The sequence below is a fragment of the Dyadobacter jiangsuensis genome (assembly GCF_003014695.1).
GTDB classification, from domain to species: domain Bacteria; phylum Bacteroidota; class Bacteroidia; order Cytophagales; family Spirosomataceae; genus Dyadobacter; species Dyadobacter jiangsuensis.
Genome location: NZ_PYAS01000002.1, coordinates 515,609 through 535,664, shown reverse-complemented (window position 1 = coordinate 535,664; position 20,056 = coordinate 515,609). Strand labels below are relative to the sequence as shown.

The window sequence follows — 20,056 nt, the reverse complement described above, 5'->3', positions numbered from 1 at the left end:
AAACTAATCCCGCCATTAAACATTACTCGACTATGAAGCTATACTTCCAATTACTATTATGCCTCACGCTAATCGCCGGTTCGCAGGTGGATAGCTGGGCTCAAAAGAAAAAATCATCTGCTGCGAAACCCGCAGCGTTCAATCCGGCCGACCGGCCTAAAAACCTTTCCGATACCGCATTGCTGGAATTGGTTCAGAAACAGACATTCCGGTACTTCTGGGAATTCGGGCATCCGGTCAGCGGCCTGGCTCGCGAGCGGAGCAACATCGCTTTCGATTATGGAGATGAAGTATGTACAATCGGTGGTACCGGTTTCGGCGTAATGGCTATGGTAGTAGCAGCGGAACGTCAATGGCAACCCCGCGATTCAGTGGCAGCCCGATTGTTGAAAATGGTCAAATTCCTCTCGAAAGCGGATCACTACCACGGCATTTTCCCGCACTGGCTCAATGGCGCGACAGGCAAAATCATCCCGTTCGGCCGGAAAGACGATGGCGGCGACCTGGTGGAATCATCCTTCCTGTTCCAGGGATTGCTGGCTGTAAGACAATACTTCGACCGCGACACCGACCTCGAAAGAGAACTCCGCAGCCGCATTACCTGGATATGGAACGAAGCCGAATGGGATTGGTACACCCGTGGAAACCCCAACCAGCTCTACTGGCATTGGAGCCCCAACAATGGCTGGGCAATGAACTTCGAGCTGCGCGGATATAATGAGACGTTGATCACCTACATTATGGGAGCGGCTTCTCCGCGTTACCCCATTACCCGCCAGGTTTATGATAAATGCTGGGCGCAAAGCGATCATTTCCGCAACGGAAAGGAATATTATGGCGTAAAACTGCCGCTTGGGTTCGACTATGGTGGCCCATTGTTTTTCACGCATTACTCGTTCCTGGGCCTCGATCCGCGCCATTTGAAAGATCAGTACGCCAATTACTGGGAGCAGAATGTGAACCATTCACTGATCAACTACAAACATTGCGTTGCCAATCCGGGCAAGTTCAAGGGATATGGTGAAAACAGCTGGGGACTGACCGCGAGCGATACTTACAACGGCTACAATGCGCATTCACCCACAAACGACTTTGGGACTATCACCCCTACCGCGGCATTGTCGTCGTTCCCATACACACCGGAGCAGTCGATGAAGGCACTGCGCCATTTTTACGATGATCTGGGCGATAAAATCTGGTCGGAATACGGCTTCACCGACGCATTCAACGAAACGCAGAACTGGTATGCCAAGTCCCACCTGGCCATCGACCAGGGGCCGATTATCGTGATGATCGAAAACTACCGGACGGGATTGCTCTGGAAGCTGTTTATGAAGGATCCGGAGGTGCAGGCAGGCTTGAAAAAACTCGGGTTTGAAAGTCCCGCACTGGGCCTATCCAGCAGAAATTAACCGCTTTTTAGCTAATATTCACAGGAAGACCGGCCGCAAGCTGGTCTTTCTGTTTTATAGAATATAATTGTACCTTGATACCGTTTTTGAAAAGCAAAAGAAGGGCTAATCTAAACGCAAATCGCTATGAAACCACTCTACCACAAAGCTGCACTGCTGATCGCACTGACGACATTCGCGTTGCAGGGATCGGCACAGATATGGACGGTTTCCGAACCGGAAAACCTGCCTGAGAAGCGGCACGAAAACGCGATGGCCACGGCTAACGGGAAGTTGTACCTGCTGGGCGGGCGCGGCATCAAGCCGGTTGATGAATATGATTTCAAAAAGGACTCCTGGAAAAGCCTGGCACCGTCACCGCTCGAAATGAGCCATTTCCAGGCGGTCAGCTATAAGAACGAAATTTATGTACTCGGTGCCTTCACAGGCAGTTACCCGCACGAAGTGCCGATTCCGGATATCTATATTTTCAATCCTGCCAAAAATGAATGGCGAAAGGGGGCAGCTATCCCCGAAAACCGGAAGCGCGGTGCGGCAGGCGCATTTACATTGAATGACAAGATCTATCTTGTTTGCGGCATCCAGGACGGTCACTGGGATGGCCAGGTCACCTGGTTCGACGAGTTCGATCCGGCAACCGGCACCTGGAAAACGCTCGCCGACGCTCCCCGCCCGCGCGATCACGTGCAGGTGGCAGTGCTGGACAACAAACTTTACGTAGCAGGCGGGCGTCTGTCGACCGCACGTATCAACCAGGTTTTGAATACCGTTATCAAGGAAGTGGATGTTTATGATTTCAAAACAGGCAAATGGACGACACTGGATGCGTCCAACAACCTCCCTACCCTTCGGGCAGGCAATACTACCGTCGTTTATAACAATAAAATACTCGTAATCGGCGGCGAAAGCGACGCACACCAGGAGGCACATAACGAGGTGGAGGCATTTAATCCGCAAACCCAGAAATGGGAACGTTTGCCTTCCCTGCACCAGGGGCGCCACGGCACACAGGCGGTGGCGCTTAACAAGAAAATTTATATTGCCGCGGGCTCGGCCAACCGTGGCGGTGGCCCGGAGCTGAACGATATGGAAATACTCGATAAATAATACACTTCATTACTAACCCCAACTCAAATGCTCAAAAAACTCGCCGGTGTCTGTTTACTGTTCGTTTCAATTTCTTCGTTCGCGCAGCAGAAGACATTTACCCACGCCGACACACTACGAGGCTCCATTACACCTGAACGGGAATGGTGGGATCTGAACTACTACCATCTCAGTGTTAGGCCTAATGCGAATGACAGTACGCTTAGCGGCAGCACGGTAATCAGATATAAGGTGCTCAAACCTTACCAGACCATGCAGGTGGATTTGCAGGAGCCGTTGCAGATTACCAAAGTGGTTCAGGATGGTGAAACGCTTGCCTATCGTCGGGATGGCAATGCATTTTTTATAACACTCAAAAAAAAGCAGGACACCGGCAAAACCGAGTCGGTTGAGGTTTTCTATTCAGGAAAGCCCCGGCTGGCAAAACGGCCGCCTTGGGACGGAGGTGTACAATGGGTACCCGACGGGAAAGGCAACACCATTATTTCCACCTCTTGCCAGGGATTGGGTGCGAGCGTGTGGTGGCCTTGTAAGGACCATATGTACGACGAGCCCGACAGCATGCTTATCAGCATGACTGTTCCTAAAAGCGTAATGGACGTATCGAACGGCAACCTTCGGTCGGTAGTCGAGAATAACGACAATTCACACACGTTCAATTGGGTGGTCAAAAATCCGATTAACAACTATGGGGTGAATATGAATGTAGCCAACTATGTAAGCTGGAAAGAGACATTCAAAGGCGAAAAAGGTGATTTGCAGCTTAGCTACTACGTTTTGCCTCAAAACCTGGAAAAAGCGAAAGAGCAATTCAAACAAGCTCCGAAAATGCTGAAAGCATTCGAGCATTGGTTTGGCCCTTACCCTTTTTATGAAGACGGTTATAAGCTCGTGGAAGTGCCTTACCTCGGTATGGAACACCAGAGTTCGGTTACGTATGGCAATGACTACAAAATGGGCTATCGGGGTAAGGATCTTTCGAATACCGGCTGGGGCCTGAAATGGGACTTTATCATTATCCACGAGAGCGGGCATGAATGGTTTGCCAATAACATCACCTACAAGGATGTGGCCGATATGTGGGTGCACGAAAGCTTCACCAACTATTCCGAAAACCTTTACACCGAATATTACTTCGGAAAAAAGGCCGGGGAAGATTATGTGATCGGGACGCGTGAACTCATTGCAAACGATATTCCTATTATTGGAGTCTACGGAGTTAATCAGGAAGGATCGAAGGACATGTACTACAAAGGCGGAAACATGCTCCACACCATTCGCCAGATCGTGAATGACGATGAAAAATGGCGCCAGATCCTGCGCGGGTTGAACAAGACATTCTACCATCAGACCGTTGACGGCTCGCAGATCGAAAACTACATCAGCGAGCATGCGGGCAGGAATCTTTCAAAGGTTTTCGACCAATACCTGCGCGATGTGCGCATACCTGTTCTGGAATATGCATTTACAGGAAAAGGTCTTCAATACCGGTGGATCAACACGGTTGAGAACTTTGATATGCCAGTCAAAGTGAAGCTGGCAGGCGGGAAAGAGGAATTTCTCTATCCTACAAACGATTGGAAAACGTTGAAAGTAAAAGGCGACAAGTCGTTGACCGTAGACCGGAACTTCTACGTGGAAGCCAAAGAATCCAAACAGGCGTCCTTATAAGTCCCAGCATTCCATAATCAGAAGGTCGCCCTTCTGCGCGGAAACCCTGACCATGCCATCAGCCTCGGTGACATTACTGCTCCCGGTTCTGTGTCCCATCGTCAGGGTTTCATTATTTAAGTTGTATTTCAAACCGGAGGTCTCGATGCCATCAACCGCTCCTACCGGAATCAACGAAATGGGTGTCCCGGCAGCATACCATTTTTCGAAAGTACCTGTGAGCGGGAATATTTTGGAGTAATCATCCAGCAGCACTAACTTGATCTTGTCCTTATAGCGAACGAGGTCCGTAATGTTGGTAATCGCATGGTCTGCCCGGCGTCCCGTCGCCCAAACAATATTAGCCGCTGGGAAACCTCTTTCTATCAAAAATTCAATGGCTTTATTCAAATCAGTCTTCTCCTGATCGGGCGTATTCACGATTTCCAGTGGATGCTGCCGCTCCCGGACCGCTTCAAAATCGTGTGCAACATCAAAGTCGCCCAGCCAGGCATCCACTTTAATACCCAGGTCAAGCACCCGGTAAATAGCATGATCGAGCACCACGATAAACGGGCTCCATTCCAGCAACTGGCCTAGTAATTCCGGAGAGCAGGCTTCCCCGTTAGCAATAATCAAAGCAGGCTCCTGCTTCTCCCGAACGATATGGTGTGATGACATTAAATTATTCTGGTTTTTATCAACTCCACGAGGCTCTCTACGCCAACAGTCAGCCTATCGAGGCGGCCCTTGATTTCGACAACCTCTGTTTTGACCTGAGCGACGTCGGATTTAAGACCGGTAACATCTGTTTTCAGTTCAGCAACGTCGGTTTTAAGACCGGTAACATCTGTTTTCAGTTCAGCAACGTCGGTTTTAAGTTCGGTAACATCCGCTTTAAGAAATGAAACATCGGTTTTAAGGTCAGCAACATCTGTTTTCAGTTCAGCAACGTCGGTTTTAAGTTCGGTAACATCTGTTCTCAATTCAGCAACGTCGGTTTTAAGACCGGTAACATCTGTTTTCAGTTCAGCAACGTCGGTTTTAAGACCGGTAACATCCGCTTTAAGAAATGAAACATCGGTTTTAAGGTCAGCAACATCCGATTTAAGAAATGAAACGTCGGTCTTCAGTTCAGCAACATCCGATTTAAGAACTGAAACGTCGGTTTTCAGGTCAGCAACATCCGCTTTAAGAAATGAAACGTCGGTCTTCAGTTCAGCAACATCCGATTTAAGAACTGAAACGTCGGTCTTCAGCCCAGCAACGTCTGTTTTAAGTTCGGTAATGTCTGATTTCACGAGCCGAAACTCAGCCCGCATTTCGTTGAAACCGTTGTTGACCGTCGTAGTCAAAGTAGCTAATCCTGCTGCTATCATCTCTATCTGCTTTCCATGTTCAACAGTAACATTTTCAAGTTGCTCGACACGTTGTTCCAGATACATGCTTAATGTGTTTATAGTGTATAGAATGAATTTCAGACCGGACGCGACCCGGACATCTATTTATACGCTACATTCAACATTTGGTAACATCATTCAGAACAAAATTTTTAAACCCCGAGCGCCTTCGCCCGGTTCCAGTAAATATCCATTTCTTCCAGTGTCATATCGGACAGCGATTTGCCGTCGGCCTTTGAGGCTTCTTCCAGATACTGAAAGCGGTTAATGAACTTCTTGTTGGTTCTTTCGAGAGCCGTTTCAGGGTTGATATCTACAAATCTTGAATAATTGACCAATGAAAACAGCAAGTCACCAAATTCGCCTTCGGCTTCCTTCTGATCGATCACATCAGCCGATTCAATGTTGAAGTTTTCCTTAAATTCATGCAGCTCCTCTTCCACCTTGGCCCATACCTGCTGCTTTTCATCCCAGTCAAACCCAACGCCTCTTGCTTTCTCCTGAATACGCATCGCCTTCACGAGCGCGGGCAGGGACGCAGGCACCCCCGAGAGCACCGATTTATTGCCTTCTTTCAATTTCAGCTTTTCCCAATTCTGCTTGACAGCTTCTTCGGTATCGGCCACAAAATCGCCGTAAATATGGGGGTGACGGGCAACCAACTTATCGCAAATGCCGTGCAGCACATCCTTAATATCGAAATTGTAAGTTTTGTCTTCTGCCTTCTCCGAACCGATTTTGGCATAAAAAACAATGTGCAGCAAAACGTCCCCGAGTTCCTTCTGGATTTCGGGCAAGTCATTGTTCAATATAGCATCGGAAAGTTCGTAGGTTTCTTCGATCGTCAGGTGGCGCAGGCTATCCATGGTCTGCTTTCTGTCCCACGGGCATTGCTCCCGGAGTTCGTCCATGATCGTCAACAAACGGTCGAAAGCCATAAGCTGTTGCTGGCGGTTCTCGGGCAGGTCACTGAATTGTTTTTCCATATCGCAAAGATACGGCGAAACCGGTTACTGCCCCGGCACCAGCGGTAATTTAAAGCCTGTTTGGATGAGGTTGCTCGTACATTTGGCAACGATCCGGCCATGGACATTCATGAGCCGTCCTTCTACATGCACGATATTCTTCCCTGCCCGGATCACCTCGGATTTTGCCACAAGCACATCGCCCACCACCGCTGGATTGAGAAAATCGCAGTTCAGGTTGACCGACGTGAAGCCAAACTCGCGTCCCAGCGCGTAAACCATCGTTCCTACAATATCGTCGAGAATGGTCGCCGCTATGCCTCCGTGCAATGTGCCCATCGGGTTGCACATATCCTCCCTTACATGGTATTCAACCTCCATTGCGCCCTCATCGATCAAAAGCAGAACGCCATTAAGCCATTTGGCGACGGGTGAAAAATGCTGGTCCATCGGTCTGCCGATGAATTGCCGGAGGAAAGACAGACGCTCGTTTTCTGTCTGCGGATCAATCTGTGCGTGTGTGTTCATAGGTGTCACAATGATTTGAATAGGTATGAATGCGATTTTTAAAAATAGTAATTATCGTAGAAAAATTGATGGTTACGAGTCAATGCTATGGATTTTATTGTTACGTATCGAAGGTTATTACTACCTTTGCCGGAGTTTTTTGCCAGAGATAAATGCTTACTCATATATGAATTTTACGTTATCGCAGGTTCCCGAGCGTTCCCAGAAACCCAGAACAAAAGGACTTACCATGGTGATGGACAAAGGGCTGAGTGTCAGGGAAACAGAAGATATGCTGTCCACCGCATCGCCTTATATTGATATCGTAAAACTGGGTTGGGCCACTTCGTTCGTAAGTCCGAACCTGAACGAGAAGCTGGCCGTTTATAAAAATGCCAATATTCCGGTGTACTTCGGGGGAACGCTGTTCGAAGCGTTTGTGGTTAGAAACCAGTTTGATGATTACCGGAAGTTACTCGATAGATACCAACTGTCTCACGCAGAGGTTTCCGACGGCTCCATTGAAATGCCGCAGGATGTTAAATGCGAGTATATTTCGAAACTTGCGCAGCAGGTCACCGTTCTTTCAGAAGTAGGCTCTAAAGATGAAAACAAGATCATCCCTCCCTACAAATGGATCCAGCTGATCAAATCTGAATTGCAGGCGGGAGCCTGGAAGGTGATCGGTGAGGCCCGTGAATCAGGTAATGTGGGCTTGTTCCGCGCGAGTGGCGAAGTGCGCCAGGGGCTTGTAGAAGAAATCCTTACAGAAATTGCATTTGAAGATATGATCTGGGAAGCTCCCCAGAAATCACAACAAGTATGGTTTGTGAAACTGCTCGGCGCCAATGTTAACCTGGGCAACATCGCTCCAAGCGAACTGATTCCGCTCGAAACGATCCGCCTAGGTCTTCGCGGAGATACTTTCAACCACTTCCTGAATACCAAAACGAAGCAGAAGTGGAAAATCGATTCCAAATAAGTCAGGACTCATAAAACAGATTGTCAACTTAACGTATAGCTATGGAATTTTTAACCCAGTTCATTGATTTCTTCCTCCACCTCGACAAGCATTTGTTTAACATCGTGGAAGAATATGGTACACTCACTTACGTCATTCTGTTTTTAATTGTCTTCACCGAAACCGGCCTGGTAATCATGCCGCTGCTTCCCGGCGACTCGCTCCTTTTTGCCGCGGGTGCCATTGCCGCCAACGAAACTACCGGCCTGAATGTGTGGTTGATCATCATCATCCTCATTATTGCGGCCTTGCTGGGTGACAACGTCAACTATTTTATGGGAAAAACCTTCGGGGGCCAAATCAAGAAACGCGAGAAGATATTGTTCCTTAAAAGAGAATACCTCGAAAAAACCGAAGCATTCTACGAAAAGCATGGTGGAAGCACGGTTATCATGGCCCGTTTCATTCCGATCGTCCGTACGGTAGCGCCATTCGTTGCCGGCGCGGGCAGCATGAACTATTCACGCTACATCGTCTTCTGTATAGTCGGTGCATTGCTTTGGGTTCCTACCCTCACGTTGCTCGGCTACTTCTTCGGAAATATGGAGATTGTTAAGAAGAACTTCGAGTTGGTAATTTTCGGTATCATCGGAATCTCCATTCTCCCAATGATTTTCTCTTATCTGAAAAGCCGGTTTGCAAAGCCTAGCGCGGCGTAATTTTTGACCGCCGACGGCCGACCGCTGACCGCCGATTAGTGTTACTGAGTTTGAAATAATATATTAGTACAAAACAGAAAAGCGTCTAGGGTTTCCCTACGACGCTTTTCTGTTTTGTATAACCTCTAATCGGCAGCCACAAGAACACGCGCATCGGCGGTCCATGGTCGGCGGTCGGCGGTCAGAACGACTACCGACCACCAAACCGCAACTACGATCTCGAATAGTTCGGAGCCTCTTTCTGGATCATGATATCGTGCGGGTGACTTTCTTTCACACCTGCCGAAGTAATTTTCACGAATTGCGCATTCTGCAACGATTCGATATCTCCCGCGCCGCAGTAGCCCATACCCGCTTTCAAACCTCCTACCATCTGATAAATGATTTCGGAAACTTTACCTTTGAATGGTACGCGACCCACGATACCTTCCGGAACCAGTTTCTTCACATCGTCCTCCGCATCCTGGAAGTAACGGTCTTTGGAACCATCTTCCATGGCTTCCACCGAGCCCATTCCGCGGTATGCCTTGAATTTACGTCCTTCGTAAATTACAACCTCACCCGGAGCTTCGTCGCTACCGGCGAGCATCGATCCGATCATGATCGTGCTGGCACCGCCGGCCAATGCTTTGGTCATATCACCCGAGAAGCGGATACCGCCGTCGGCGATTACCGGTACTCCTGTGCCTTTCAGACCTTCCGCTGCCCACATTACCGCAGTCAGCTGAGGGACACCGATACCGGCAATGATACGGGTTGTACAGATACTACCAGGGCCTACACCTACTTTCACCGCGTCGGCACCAGCCTCGGCCAATGCTTTGGCTGCCTCGCCGGTTGCCACGTTACCAGCAATTACATCGAGTTTCGGGAATGCAGCTTTGATGGATTTCAGTGCGTCGATTACACCCTTGGAATGTCCATGCGCGGTATCGAGACTTACAACGTCAACACCTGCTTTCACCAACGCTTCCACACGTTTCAGCACGTCGGGTGTAACGCCGATGGCTGCACCTACGCGCAGGCGGCCGTATTCGTCCTTACATGCATTCGGGTGTGATTTGCGCTTCAGGATGTCTTTGTAGGTAATCAAACCTGTCAGACGATACTCTGAATCTACAATCGGAAGCTTTTCGATTTTGTACTCCTGCAGGATTTTCTCCGCGTCGTCGAGCGAGAGACCTTCCGAAGCCGTAACGAGGTTGTCCTTCGTCATGATCTCGGTCACCGGCTTACTCATTTCACGTTCGAAACGAAGGTCGCGGTTGGTCAGGATACCTACCAGTTTGTGGTCTTTGTTGATTACGGGGATACCTCCGATCTTGAACTCGCGCATGATCTGGTGCGCGTCACCAAGAGTCGCAGTGTCGAGCAGCGTGATCGGGTCGAGGATCATACCGCTTTCAGAACGTTTTACCTTTCTCACCTGCTCAGCTTGCGCTTCCAGGGACATATTTTTATGGATTATTCCAATACCACCTTCCTGAGCCATAGCGATGGCCAGTTCAAATTCCGTCACCGTATCCATAGCAGCTGAAACAATAGGAATGTTCAACTCAATGTTGCGGGTAAGCTTGGTTTTTGTTGATGTGTTACGAGGCAGGACTTCTGAATAACCGGGGATTAACAGAACGTCGTCGTAGGTGAGCGCCTCGAAGAGGACTTTGGATGGGTCTGTGTTCATAGCAAATAAACTATTGTTATTTGCCGGGCAAAATTAAGAAGAAGTTCTGAGTAAATAAAATCGAATTGTATTTTTTTTATGATACCAGCACTCTCACTTTTTTAATGCGCTTCTTGTCGGCCGACTGTACCTTGAAGGTGACTTCCCGGTGCGTGGCAATTTCGCCTGTCCTTGGAAGCCGTGAAAACAGTTCAAGCAAAAGGCCCGCCAAGGATTCGCTATTGCCCCTAACTTCATCAAAATAATCGGTTTCGAGATTCAAAATGCGGCAAAGGTCGTTGATCAGCACCTTCCCTTCGAACACATAGGTATGCTCGTCGACCTGGGTGTAATTCACCTCCTCGTCTTCGTCATATTCATCATTAATATCCCCGAAAATTTCCTCAATAATATCTTCCAGGGTGATCAATCCGCTGGTACCGCCATATTCATCTACTACGATCGCCATGTGCACGCGGCGGTTCTGGAAATCCTTCATCAGGTCGTCGAGACGCTTGCTTTCCGGGATGAAATAAACCGGGCGCAACAGTTTCTGCCAATTGAAATGCTCATCCAGATGAATATGCGGAAGCAGGTCTTTCACATTTAAAATACCTTCCACGTGGTCAAGGTCATCCCGATAAACCGGTACCCGCGAGTAACCCGATTTATTAATGCGGTCCATTAATTCGTGAAAGTCAAGCTCGATGTCAAATGCCGTGATTTGAACCCTCGCCTGCATGGCCTTCCTCGCATTGGTTTGCCGGAAGTTGGCCAACCCGCGCAGCAAATCCGTTTCTTCCTCACTCTCTGCCTTCGCTTCGAGCATTTCGGTGGTAATCTCCGCGCCCTGCGGAGTAAGCACGCCGAAAGAGTACCCGAGCTTCATGATAGGCTGCGTGAGCGGCTTGCATATTTTGATCAAAAACTGCGTGAGGCCTGATATCCTGGGTATAAACTCCTGCGCCTTACGTGCACTGTTATACCGCACCAGCGCATCCAGCCAAATCCAGATCACCAGGAACGCCAGTACAGCCCAACGGACCATCTCCACGCTTCCTGCCTGCATATGCAGCCACGCCAGGCGAGCTGCCAAAAGCAATGCAAACAGCGTAATACCCCGCTGTACGAGTGAAAGCGCCAGCTGTTGAATGCGTGTAGGTAATTGATTATCGCCTTCTGCTTTGCGCTCCCAGGGATTTTCCATCGCTCCGGAAGCCGCATAAGCCGCCCGGATTCCCGACAGAAACAGGGATATTGTCAGTAGAAAAATAACAAGGAAGAAGTCGTAGGGAGCCAGGAAATCAACGGGTATGAGCACCCCTGCCAGAGTGGTTTGCGTACTTTTCTGGGGAAAATAAATCCCCGTACGCGTTCGGGCAAGCGGGTCGTCACTGTCTTCGGTTTCTTTCACGAAATGTCAGAGAATGTTCAAAATAGCTATTCAATCAGATAAATGTAGCGAATCCCGCTTAATAACTGTATCTATTTCGGAATAAATACATTTCTAAGCGGGACTCGTCATTATCTCGTAGAATACATCAGAACGGCAGGTCGTCGTCATCGTTACTACCTGCCGCCATAGATGGTGGTATCGGGTCCGACGGCCGCGGCGCATTGCCGCGCGGCGCGTTGCCCGATTGCTGGTAACCGCCCTGCTGAGCACCCTGGTTATAATCCCCACCAGAGTTACCGCCGCCCGAAGGTCCGCCCAACAACGTCATGCTATTGGCACGAATGGTAACGCCGGTACGCTGCTGGCCTTCCTTATCCGTCCAGGTGTCGGTACGGATACGGCCTTCGATATACACCTGGTTTCCTTTTTTGAGGTACTTCTCGGCTACCTTAGCCAATCCTTCCCAAAGCTCAATGCGGTGCCATTCGGTATTATCGACGCGCTCGCCGTTTTTGTTCGTGTAGCTCTCGGTAGTCGCGATGTTGAACTTCGCTACCGCCGAGCCGCTTTCGAGGTACCGGACCTCCGGGTCACTCCCCAGATTACCGATCAGAATTACTTTATTAACACTTCCTGCCATGATTTTTTAACGCGGTTAATGTTTGTTGCAACCTTAAATATAGGCATATTTCATGAGAAACGCCCGTTAAATATCCTGCTCGGTGATCTTGCCTGTAACCTTGTCTTTCAGGATCAGTTTGTTGCGTCCGTCGTGCGTTACTTCCTGCTTGATCAGGTAATGTGTTTCATTGTACGAAACATAGTTGGAAGGTTTCTCTACGCCCTCGCGCCCGCGCCAGACCGGAAGTTCAACCTTTTCCCAAAGCTTCGATTTTGCCGATTTATAAGCCGCATCGATCACCGCATTCACAATGTAGCCATCATAAAACGTCTCAGCGGGCTCATTACCTTTTTCAGCAGAATTGAACATATCCGTGAACATGTGGTTATACCCCAGGTCGTTCACCTCGTCGCCTACCGGGAACAGCCAGCCGGTATTACTTTCGGCCTTTTCAGCCACATATTCCTCACCTGCACCATCCGGATTCTGCCCGGTCGTAAACATTTCAAAACCCGTTCTCAAAAAGTTATTGATCCAGATCGTACCCTCGGTCCCCATTACCTCATCGCGCAAATCCATCCCTCCACGGAACGTCCAGCTCACCTCGAATTGCCCGATAGCGCCATTTTCATATTTAACCAATGCAATCGCATGATCTTCGGCATCGATGGGCTTCACCTGCGTATCCGCCCAGCACATTACCTCCACGGGCTTGATATCCTTCCCAATAAAATTCCGTGAAATCTCGATGCAATGGCAGCCCAAATCCAGAATGCAACCGCCGCCTGCTTGCTCAATATCCCAAAACCACTCGCTATGCGGGCCCGGGTGCGCCTCGCGCGATTTGGCCCAGATAATGCGACCTAGCGAGCCATTTTTAACACTTTCCAGCGATTTCAAAAATTTCGGGGTGTAGCAAAGATCTTCCAGGTAACCCGCGAATATTCCAGCCTCCTCGACGGCTTTCAGCATCCGTAATGCCTCTGCGCCGTTGCGCCCCAGGGGCTTGGTCGATACCACGGCCTTTTTATGTTTGGCGCAAAGCAGCACCGCTTCCTCGTGGACATTATTGGGCAATGCAATGCAAACCATATTCACATCGGGATGTGCGATCACCTCTTCCATATTCGAAGACCAGAAGTCGCAGCCATAATCGTCGGCAAATTTTTTGGCGCTTTCTTCCCGCCGCGCATAAATGGCCACCACGCGGTCGCGGCTACGCTGCCCATGAATGGATTCCGCATAAAAACGTCCGATAAAGCCGGAGCCCAGCATTGCAATTTTCTGCATATCAACAATCAGTTAAAAGTTTTAGGAACAGGTCGGGTATTTATTGTCAGGTGTAGTCAGGTATGGTCAGAAATTGTCAGGTGTGGTCAAGAATTGTCACGTGTGGTCAAGAATAGTCAGGTGTAGACAGAAATTGTTTTTCAACAAATGACAATCCATGACTACCCCTAACTATTCATGACTATTCATGACTATTCATGACTATTCATGACAACAAATTAAAAATTACGTCGTCTTCACTTCATTCTCCCAGCCAGTGGATTTCAACGCCGGGTCGTTCTCCTTTTTCAGAAAATCAGCGTTCTCAAATGAAGTCGCATTCCATTCCAGCAATGCATGATCGGGAACAATGGAAACCGGCACCCGCCACGACGTCGAGGTTTCGGCATAGGCAATATTGGATTGGGAATTATAGCAGGAAATCAGCGACCATCGCGGGTGGTCAGACAAGTTCGCCTCCGACCGGTGCATAAGGTTGCTGTGAAAAAACAAGGCATCGCCTGGCTCGAGTTCGCAATAAATCAGATCCATAGTCTTCAACGCGTGGTTCACCATTTCCATGTCCGCACCCACCTGCTCACCCGCGAAGCCGTGATTTACGCGGCCCATCTTATGCGAACCTTTTATCACTTGCAAACAGCCATTCTCCTTGTTAGCGGGTGTCAGCGCAATCATCACGCTCATCAACTGATCCGGAAAAATGAATTGATTTTTATACCAATACCCGTAGTCCTGATGCCACTCCCATGCACCACCTACCTTAGGCTCTTTTTGCATGAGTTTAGTATGAAAATGGCACACCTGGCTTTCCTCCTGCAACAGCTGCCACACCGAATTGACCATTCTTTCGCTGCGGATCAGGTACCCGAACACATCATCGCCCGGCGTAAACCAGAGCGACAGCTTCGTTTTCTTCCCCGACTGGTCGTTCAAATCCATCGCATTCTTCTGCATTACCGAATTTTCCACCGCGGTATGATACAGCTTTTCCACTTCTTCGGTAGAAAACAAGTTTTTGACCACAATATAGCCATCCCGGTTATAGTCGGCGATCTGGCTGGCATTCAAGCTGAAACTTCCCATGACTGTCGCTCGGTTAAGTGTTTAGTTCAAAATTATATTGCTTAAACCATAATTCCGTTTTCACGCAATGCTACTACAACCATTATCAGCAGCAATGATCAGGCGGTCAGAGGTAATTTTCTTCCCGCAAAACCGTGTCGATCAGAATCGGTTTTGGAAGCTCTTCCACTTCCTCGTGATTATAAAAAGCCATTCCGTGGGGCAAATCTATCCTTTCGGTTTCAGGAATTTCGAGCCACCAGAACCGTACCTGCAGGCGCTGGTGTGTGAGGATATGCGAATACACTTTGGGGACTTCGGTCAGGCGCCCTTTTTTCAGGAAGTTTTGAAAATTCGGGTCAAGTATTGTCAGGGAGTCAGGATTTGTAGCGGGAGCTTTGGATTCTATGAGCAGGAAATCGTAAAGTCCTTTCCAGATGTCGCGTCCGCGTCGCTCATGCATGACAAGTCTGTCACCCTGCCGAATGATGATATAATTCAGAAACCGGTGCTTAATAGTCAGCTTCTTAATTTTAACGGGCAATTGGCCCTGCATTTGGTGCTCGTACGCGAAACAAGAGTCCTTAAATATACAAGCCATGCAATTCGGTGACGCCGGTACGCATTGCAATGCACCAAACTCGATCATCGCCTGGTTATAGGTAGCGGGATCGTCCTTCGAAACCAGTTGCCTCGCCACTGCTGCAAACTCCTTCTTCCCCTCATTACTCAGCATATCCGATTCAATACCGAAGATGCGTGCCATCACCCGGTACACATTCCCGTCGATCGCCGGTACAGGCTCGTCGAATGCGAAAGAAGCGATGGCCGCGGCGGTATATTGCCCAAGCCCTTTAAGTTTCAAAAGCTTCTCAGATGTTTCGGGAAACCTTCCATTGTGGTCATTTGCAACCTGCCTCGCAGTGAAATGCATGTTACGCGCACGGGAGTAATAGCCCAGGCCCTGCCATAGCCGCAGCACATCGCGCTCATCGGCAGCTGCCAGGTCGAATACCGTCGGGTATTGTTCGACAAATCGCTCATAGTAAGGCATTCCCTGAGCCACGCGGGTTTGTTGCAGGATCACCTCCGACAACCAAATTTTATATGGATCTTTGGTTTCACGCCAGGGTAAAGGACGGTGGTTTTCGAGATACCAGGATTTCAGTCTTCTGTTAAAATCAATCACCTCCAAATCGTCCGGTATCATATTATTTTCACTTATGTGCACTGTTTTTTAATGAATTATATAAAAAAGGGGAAGATCATCCTTTTAAGTTTTATTAAAATTACCGTACCTTTGTGTTCCCAAAATTTACAGGAGTAAGTAAATTAATGAAATAATATCCACTTAAAGTAAACAATCAAAGTGACTAAGGCAGACGTAATCGCACAGATTTCCGAGAAAACAGGCGTAGACAAGGGCGACGTTCAGCAAACGCTAGAATCGTTTTTTACCGTGGTAAAGGACTCACTTTCTGATGGTGAGAACCTTTATGTTAGAGGTTTCGGTAGTTTCATCAACAAAAAACGTGCGCGCAAAGTGGCCCGCAATATTTCAAAGGGAACTTCCATGATTATTGACGAGCACTTTGTACCAAGCTTCAAGCCTGCAAAAGTTTTTGTTGAGCAGGTAAAAGAAAGTGACAAACTGAAAGCAGTCGCTGAAAAGTAATTTACCTGAAAAGGTTGGGTTATAAGATTATGAAAAAGTCCATTTTACTTTCTTGCGTGCTTGCGGTAGCACTGGTAGGAACGCTTTTCAGCCTTCCCAAGGTAGTCGTAAACAACAAGGGCAAAGAGGTGGACAAGGAGAAGGGCCAGTCCGCTGCAACCGCAACGGCTCCTGCCGCGGCTGCCGATGCTGCTGCGTCCTCTTCCAAATCGCATGATGGAGCCGCTTTAACTCCTGATCAGCAGAAAGTTGTAGATCAGCTCAAAAGCGGCTTCAATCAAGCGGGTGATAAAGACAAGGTTGCTGCGGGCATCAAGCTTTCAGACGAGTTTGCAAAGCTTCAAAAATTTGACAGCGCTGCATTCTACGCAGAAAAAGTAGCCCTGCTCTCCCCTGCCATCGAAAACCTCATGCGGGCGGGCGACCGTTATTATGAGGCGTATGGATTCGCGGTGGACGAGCAGAAAGCAAAAAACCTGGGAATCAAAACCCGCGAATATTACCAAAAAGCAATTGACCAGAATCCTGGCCTGTTGACTGCCAAAGCCAACATGGCGATGACTTACGTGAACACAGAGAACCCGATGCAGGGTATCCTGATGCTGCGCGAGGTGATTGACGCGGATCCTACCAACGAATTGGCATTGTTCAATCTGGGGATCCTGTCCATGAGATCTAACCAATATTCAAAAGCTGCTGACAGGTTCAGACAGATTTTAACCAACAATCCTAAGAATACGAAAGCTAAGTTCTATCTTGGCCTTTCTCTCGTGGAATTGGGTGACAAAGAACAAGCAAGCAAAGTTCTGTCGGAGGTTAAAAAAGAGGAGAAAGACCCGGTAATCCAGCAAGCCATCGGCGAGTTGGAGGGCCGTCTGGGCAACTGATCATCAGATCATCAAGGAAATACATTACTTATTTTATAAAACGACATAATCATGCCTTGCGGAAAAAAGAGAAAAAGACATAAGATCTCCACTCACAAGAGAAAGAAAAGACTCAGAAAAAACAGACATAAGAAGAAATAATTGGTTATGACCGGGTTTTAGTATTAAGATCCGGTCATCCTTATTCCCCACGTTTGTATCCCGCTAACAGTCTGATATGCGGGGAGTTAAGTATCAACATTATCGAGCCATTCAGTTGGTTGAACATTGAGTAACGAATTACTAATCAATTCTACTCAAAAGGGAGAGCGTATAGCCCTTTTGCAGGATAAACGTCTTTTAGAATATCACGTAGAAACACCAGACCAGAGCTTTACCGTAGGCGACATTTACCTCGGTACTGTGCGGAAGCTGGTGGCAGGGCTCAATGCTGCCTTTGTAGACGTCGGTTTTGAAAAAGATGCGTTCCTGCATTACCTCGATTTGGGGCCCAATATCAACTCGCTGAACAAGCTCACCAAGGACGTTATTGCCAAGCGGACGCACACGGGCAACTTGAAAAATTTCAAGATGGAGCCCGAAATTGAGAAGCTTGGTAAAATCGATAAAGTTCTTTCCAAAAACCAGCCTATCCTGGTTCAGATTGTCAAGGAGCCTATTTCTACAAAAGGCCCGAGACTTTCATGCGACATTTCGATCGCCGGGCGGTATATTGTACTTGTCCCATTCTCGAATTCAGTCAACCTTTCTAAAAAGATCACCGACAAGCAGGAGCGAAACCGTTTGCAACGGCTGATGTCGTCCATCAAACCTCAGAATTTCGGGGTGATCATCCGCACGGTGGCTACCGGCAAGGATGTGGATGAACTCAATAAGGATTTGCAGGACTGTCTGGATAAATGGGAAAACGGTATCAAAGCGCTGCGCGACGCCAAGCCGCGCGACCGCGTGATCGGTGAAATGAACCGCGCTTCTTCGATTATCCGCGACATGCTCAACGAATCGTTCGATAGCATTACCGTCGATTCCAAGGATGTTTACGATGATATCAAAGCATACATCCATAACATCGCACCGGAGAAAGAGAACATTCTACGCCTGCACAACGGCAAAAACAAGCTGTTCGAACAATTCGGTCTGGAAAAACAGATCAAATCGTTGTTCGGCCGCTCGGTAAGCCTTCCTAATGGCGGTTACCTGATCATCGAGCATACGGAAGCCTTGCACGTAATCGATGTCAATAGCGGCAATAAATCCAATTCGGAGGAAGACCAGGAAGCGACGGCATTGAGCGTGAACCTCGAAGCGGCGAAGGAAATTGCCCGCCAGCTGCGCCTGCGCGATATGGGTGGTATTATCGTGGTCGACTTCATCGACATGAAAAAGGCGGAGAACAAGCGTACGCTGTTCGATGTCATGCGTGATGAAATGAAGGGTGACCGGTCGAAATATACCGTTCTTCCGCTATCCAAATTCGGTCTGCTGCAAATCACGCGTCAGCGTGTAAGACCGGAAATGAACATCGTTACCCGCGAAACATGTCCTACTTGCGGCGGTACGGGCACGATCCAGGCGAGCATTCTCGTATCCGACGTAATCGCCAACAACCTCGATTACATTCTCACCAAGCAGAACGAGCGCGGCATTACGATTTCGCTCCACCCGTTCCTGCATTCGTATTTTACCAAAGGACTGATTTCCGAGCAGGTAAAATGGTTCTTCCATTACAAAACCTGGGTGAAACTGATCAAAGACTCGTCGCTGGGCGTGGTTGATTTTAAATTCCATAACCGGTATGGGGAGGAGATTGAGATTGTGCCGACGAACTGACTAGTCAGGTCTGGTCATTTGTGGTCAGGTGTTGTCATTTGTAGTCAGGTGTTGTAACCAAACTGTTATTTTCCTTTCCAGATCGGCTCCCGCTTTTCTTTGAAGGCTAATGCACCTTCTTTGGCATCTTCTGTTTGGAGGAGCTTATCCAGCTCGCTTTTTAGGAATGCATGCTGCTCGCTTTGAGGCAGGTTCTGTATTTTTTGCAAGCCCCGCATTCCGCATTGTATCGCCAATGGCGCGCTGTTACAAATCTGCGAAGCCAATTTATCTACCTCTTGGCTGATCGCATCTTTATCAACTAAATGGGTAATCAAGCTCATTTCCAACGCCTCCTGCCCTGAATATGCCTTTCCTGTGACGGACATTTCCAGAATCTTTCTTTGAGGCAAAACGGGTAATAGCGAGGCCATTACCTGCATCGGCCAGATCCCCCGCTTTACCTCCGGCAGACTAAAAGTTGCCTCTCGAACACTGAAAACAAAAGTACAGCCGCATATCATCAGAAATCCGCCAGCCAATACCGGGCCTTCGATTTGGGCAATGCAGGGTTTTAGCAACTCATTGAATGCGTCGCCCAGCCTGGCTTCTTCACCGATCGCGGGTAAGGTTGGATTTATTGTGTTGGCAGATGCGTCGTGAAATGCATTCAAATCGGCTCCGGCGCAGAAAACTGGTCCTTCCGCTTTTAAAACTACACATCGGATATCAGCCTCGTAATGGGCGCATGCGAGCGCGAAAATGATTTCCTCGGCCATGGTCGGCGTGAATGCGTTGCGCTTTTCAGGCCGGGCTAACGTGATGGTAAAAAGATGTCCGGCCTTTGCAGTTTTGATGTGCAAAAACCGGACGTTATCGAAAGCTCTAATATCTTCTTCGGTGTAGAATCGCATGCCAAAACACGGTTAGT

Annotated in this window: 19 protein-coding genes; 8 read left to right on the top strand and 11 right to left on the bottom strand. The window is 48.5% G+C overall.

Annotation, left to right across the window (positions count from 1 at the left end):
• Nucleotides 1-32 precede the first annotated feature (32 nt).
• From CLV60_RS05595 to CLV60_RS05585, 3 genes are all read left to right on the top strand, one after another.
• Nucleotides 33-1,412 carry a glucoamylase family protein gene (locus tag CLV60_RS05595; protein ID WP_106594372.1) on the top strand — a complete coding sequence of 460 codons (1,380 nt, stop codon included), beginning with the start codon at nucleotides 33-35 and terminating at the stop codon, nucleotides 1,410-1,412.
• A gap of 126 nt (nucleotides 1,413-1,538) precedes the next feature.
• A complete protein-coding gene (locus CLV60_RS05590; RefSeq protein WP_106594371.1) occupies nucleotides 1,539-2,519 on the top strand; it encodes a Kelch repeat-containing protein in 981 nt (326 codons plus the stop codon).
• A 27-nt stretch (nucleotides 2,520-2,546) separates the two neighbouring features.
• Entirely contained in the window at nucleotides 2,547-4,190 is a 1,644-nt protein-coding gene (locus CLV60_RS05585; protein ID WP_106594370.1) for a M1 family metallopeptidase, read from the top strand.
• On the opposite strand, the gene CLV60_RS05580 is transcribed toward CLV60_RS05585, so the two are convergent.
• From CLV60_RS05580 to CLV60_RS05565, 4 genes are all read right to left on the bottom strand, one after another.
• Nucleotides 4,185-4,850, bottom strand: coding sequence for a thiamine diphosphokinase (locus CLV60_RS05580; RefSeq protein ID WP_106594369.1), 666 nt, complete (start codon nucleotides 4,848-4,850; stop codon nucleotides 4,185-4,187). The genes CLV60_RS05585 and CLV60_RS05580 overlap by 6 nt on opposite strands.
• Nucleotides 4,850-5,614, bottom strand: coding sequence for a hypothetical protein (locus tag CLV60_RS05575; RefSeq protein ID WP_106594368.1), 765 nt, complete (start codon nucleotides 5,612-5,614; stop codon nucleotides 4,850-4,852). Before CLV60_RS05575 ends, CLV60_RS05580 begins: the two co-directional genes overlap by 1 nt.
• A 107-nt stretch (nucleotides 5,615-5,721) precedes the next feature.
• A complete protein-coding gene (gene mazG, locus CLV60_RS05570) occupies nucleotides 5,722-6,555 on the bottom strand; it encodes a nucleoside triphosphate pyrophosphohydrolase (RefSeq protein WP_106594367.1) in 834 nt (277 codons plus the stop codon).
• Nucleotides 6,556-6,579: 24 nt separating this feature from the next.
• Entirely contained in the window at nucleotides 6,580-7,062 is a 483-nt protein-coding gene (locus CLV60_RS05565; protein ID WP_106594366.1) for a PaaI family thioesterase, read from the bottom strand.
• Between the two features lie 166 nt (nucleotides 7,063-7,228).
• Between CLV60_RS05565 and CLV60_RS05560 the strand changes: the two genes are divergently transcribed.
• Together CLV60_RS05560 and CLV60_RS05555 are read left to right on the top strand one after the other, a co-directional pair.
• A complete protein-coding gene (locus CLV60_RS05560) occupies nucleotides 7,229-8,023 on the top strand; it encodes a phosphosulfolactate synthase (RefSeq protein WP_106594502.1) in 795 nt (264 codons plus the stop codon).
• Nucleotides 8,024-8,064: 41 nt separating this feature from the next.
• Nucleotides 8,065-8,721 carry a DedA family protein gene (locus CLV60_RS05555; RefSeq protein WP_106594365.1) on the top strand — a complete coding sequence of 219 codons (657 nt, stop codon included), beginning with the start codon at nucleotides 8,065-8,067 and terminating at the stop codon, nucleotides 8,719-8,721.
• 211 nt (nucleotides 8,722-8,932) lie between these two features.
• Here CLV60_RS05555 and guaB read toward each other — a convergent pair whose 3' ends face one another.
• The 6 genes from guaB to mutY all read right to left on the bottom strand — a co-directional run bounded on the left by guaB (nucleotide 8,933) and on the right by mutY (nucleotide 15,964).
• Nucleotides 8,933-10,405: an IMP dehydrogenase gene (gene guaB / locus CLV60_RS05550; RefSeq protein WP_106594364.1), complete on the bottom strand. Its 1,473-nt coding sequence runs from the start codon at nucleotides 10,403-10,405 to the stop codon at nucleotides 8,933-8,935.
• A gap of 76 nt (nucleotides 10,406-10,481) precedes the next feature.
• Nucleotides 10,482-11,798: a transporter associated domain-containing protein gene (locus CLV60_RS05545; RefSeq protein ID WP_106594363.1), complete on the bottom strand. Its 1,317-nt coding sequence runs from the start codon at nucleotides 11,796-11,798 to the stop codon at nucleotides 10,482-10,484.
• Between the two features lie 127 nt (nucleotides 11,799-11,925).
• A complete protein-coding gene (locus tag CLV60_RS05540) occupies nucleotides 11,926-12,420 on the bottom strand; it encodes a single-stranded DNA-binding protein (protein WP_106594362.1) in 495 nt (164 codons plus the stop codon).
• Nucleotides 12,421-12,486: 66 nt separating this feature from the next.
• Entirely contained in the window at nucleotides 12,487-13,692 is a 1,206-nt protein-coding gene (locus CLV60_RS05535) for a Gfo/Idh/MocA family protein (protein WP_106594361.1), read from the bottom strand.
• A 225-nt stretch (nucleotides 13,693-13,917) separates the two neighbouring features.
• Nucleotides 13,918-14,775: a phytanoyl-CoA dioxygenase family protein gene (locus CLV60_RS05530; protein ID WP_106594360.1), complete on the bottom strand. Its 858-nt coding sequence runs from the start codon at nucleotides 14,773-14,775 to the stop codon at nucleotides 13,918-13,920.
• A gap of 106 nt (nucleotides 14,776-14,881) precedes the next feature.
• Nucleotides 14,882-15,964 (bottom strand): A/G-specific adenine glycosylase, encoded by a 1,083-nt coding sequence (gene mutY / locus CLV60_RS05525; RefSeq protein WP_106594359.1) that lies wholly within the window; start codon nucleotides 15,962-15,964, stop codon nucleotides 14,882-14,884.
• Between the two features lie 159 nt (nucleotides 15,965-16,123).
• On the opposite strand from mutY, the gene CLV60_RS05520 reads away from it, so the two are divergent.
• The 3 genes from CLV60_RS05520 (at nucleotide 16,124) to CLV60_RS05510 (ending at nucleotide 19,146) form a co-directional block, all read left to right on the top strand.
• On the top strand, nucleotides 16,124-16,429 hold the full coding sequence (locus tag CLV60_RS05520; protein WP_015813879.1) for an HU family DNA-binding protein: 306 nt from the start codon (nucleotides 16,124-16,126) through the stop codon (nucleotides 16,427-16,429).
• A 29-nt stretch (nucleotides 16,430-16,458) separates the two neighbouring features.
• Entirely contained in the window at nucleotides 16,459-17,316 is an 858-nt protein-coding gene (locus CLV60_RS05515; RefSeq protein ID WP_106594358.1) for a tetratricopeptide repeat protein, read from the top strand.
• A 267-nt stretch (nucleotides 17,317-17,583) separates the two neighbouring features.
• Nucleotides 17,584-19,146: an Rne/Rng family ribonuclease gene (locus CLV60_RS05510; RefSeq protein ID WP_211302190.1), complete on the top strand. Its 1,563-nt coding sequence runs from the start codon at nucleotides 17,584-17,586 to the stop codon at nucleotides 19,144-19,146.
• 65 nt (nucleotides 19,147-19,211) lie between these two features.
• Here CLV60_RS05510 and CLV60_RS05505 read toward each other — a convergent pair whose 3' ends face one another.
• Nucleotides 19,212-20,039, bottom strand: a complete 828-nt coding sequence (locus CLV60_RS05505) for an enoyl-CoA hydratase-related protein (RefSeq protein WP_106594356.1) — start codon at nucleotides 20,037-20,039, stop codon at nucleotides 19,212-19,214.
• Nucleotides 20,040-20,056: the final 17 nt, after the last annotated feature.

Excerpts from the sequence above, each read along its gene's own strand:
- CLV60_RS05595 (WP_106594372.1), top strand. The coding sequence starts at position 33 with ATGAAGCTATACTTCCAATTACTATTATGCCTCACGCTAATCGCCGGT.
- CLV60_RS05575 (WP_106594368.1), bottom strand. The coding sequence starts at position 5,614 with ATGTATCTGGAACAACGTGTCGAGCAACTTGAAAATGTTACTGTTGAA.
- CLV60_RS05580 (WP_106594369.1), bottom strand. The coding sequence starts at position 4,850 with ATGTCATCACACCATATCGTTCGGGAGAAGCAGGAGCCTGCTTTGATT.
- CLV60_RS05560 (WP_106594502.1), top strand. The coding sequence starts at position 7,229 with ATGAATTTTACGTTATCGCAGGTTCCCGAGCGTTCCCAGAAACCCAGA.
- CLV60_RS05590 (WP_106594371.1), top strand. The coding sequence starts at position 1,539 with ATGAAACCACTCTACCACAAAGCTGCACTGCTGATCGCACTGACGACA.
- mutY (WP_106594359.1), bottom strand. The coding sequence starts at position 15,964 with ATGATACCGGACGATTTGGAGGTGATTGATTTTAACAGAAGACTGAAA.
- CLV60_RS05540 (WP_106594362.1), bottom strand. The coding sequence starts at position 12,420 with ATGGCAGGAAGTGTTAATAAAGTAATTCTGATCGGTAATCTGGGGAGT.
- mazG (WP_106594367.1), bottom strand. The coding sequence starts at position 6,555 with ATGGAAAAACAATTCAGTGACCTGCCCGAGAACCGCCAGCAACAGCTT.
- CLV60_RS05565 (WP_106594366.1), bottom strand. The coding sequence starts at position 7,062 with ATGAACACACACGCACAGATTGATCCGCAGACAGAAAACGAGCGTCTG.
- CLV60_RS05530 (WP_106594360.1), bottom strand. The coding sequence starts at position 14,775 with ATGGGAAGTTTCAGCTTGAATGCCAGCCAGATCGCCGACTATAACCGG.
- guaB (WP_106594364.1), bottom strand. The coding sequence starts at position 10,405 with ATGAACACAGACCCATCCAAAGTCCTCTTCGAGGCGCTCACCTACGAC.
- CLV60_RS05535 (WP_106594361.1), bottom strand. The coding sequence starts at position 13,692 with ATGCAGAAAATTGCAATGCTGGGCTCCGGCTTTATCGGACGTTTTTAT.
- CLV60_RS05515 (WP_106594358.1), top strand. The coding sequence starts at position 16,459 with ATGAAAAAGTCCATTTTACTTTCTTGCGTGCTTGCGGTAGCACTGGTA.
- CLV60_RS05555 (WP_106594365.1), top strand. The coding sequence starts at position 8,065 with ATGGAATTTTTAACCCAGTTCATTGATTTCTTCCTCCACCTCGACAAG.
- CLV60_RS05585 (WP_106594370.1), top strand. The coding sequence starts at position 2,547 with ATGCTCAAAAAACTCGCCGGTGTCTGTTTACTGTTCGTTTCAATTTCT.
- CLV60_RS05505 (WP_106594356.1), bottom strand. The coding sequence starts at position 20,039 with ATGCGATTCTACACCGAAGAAGATATTAGAGCTTTCGATAACGTCCGG.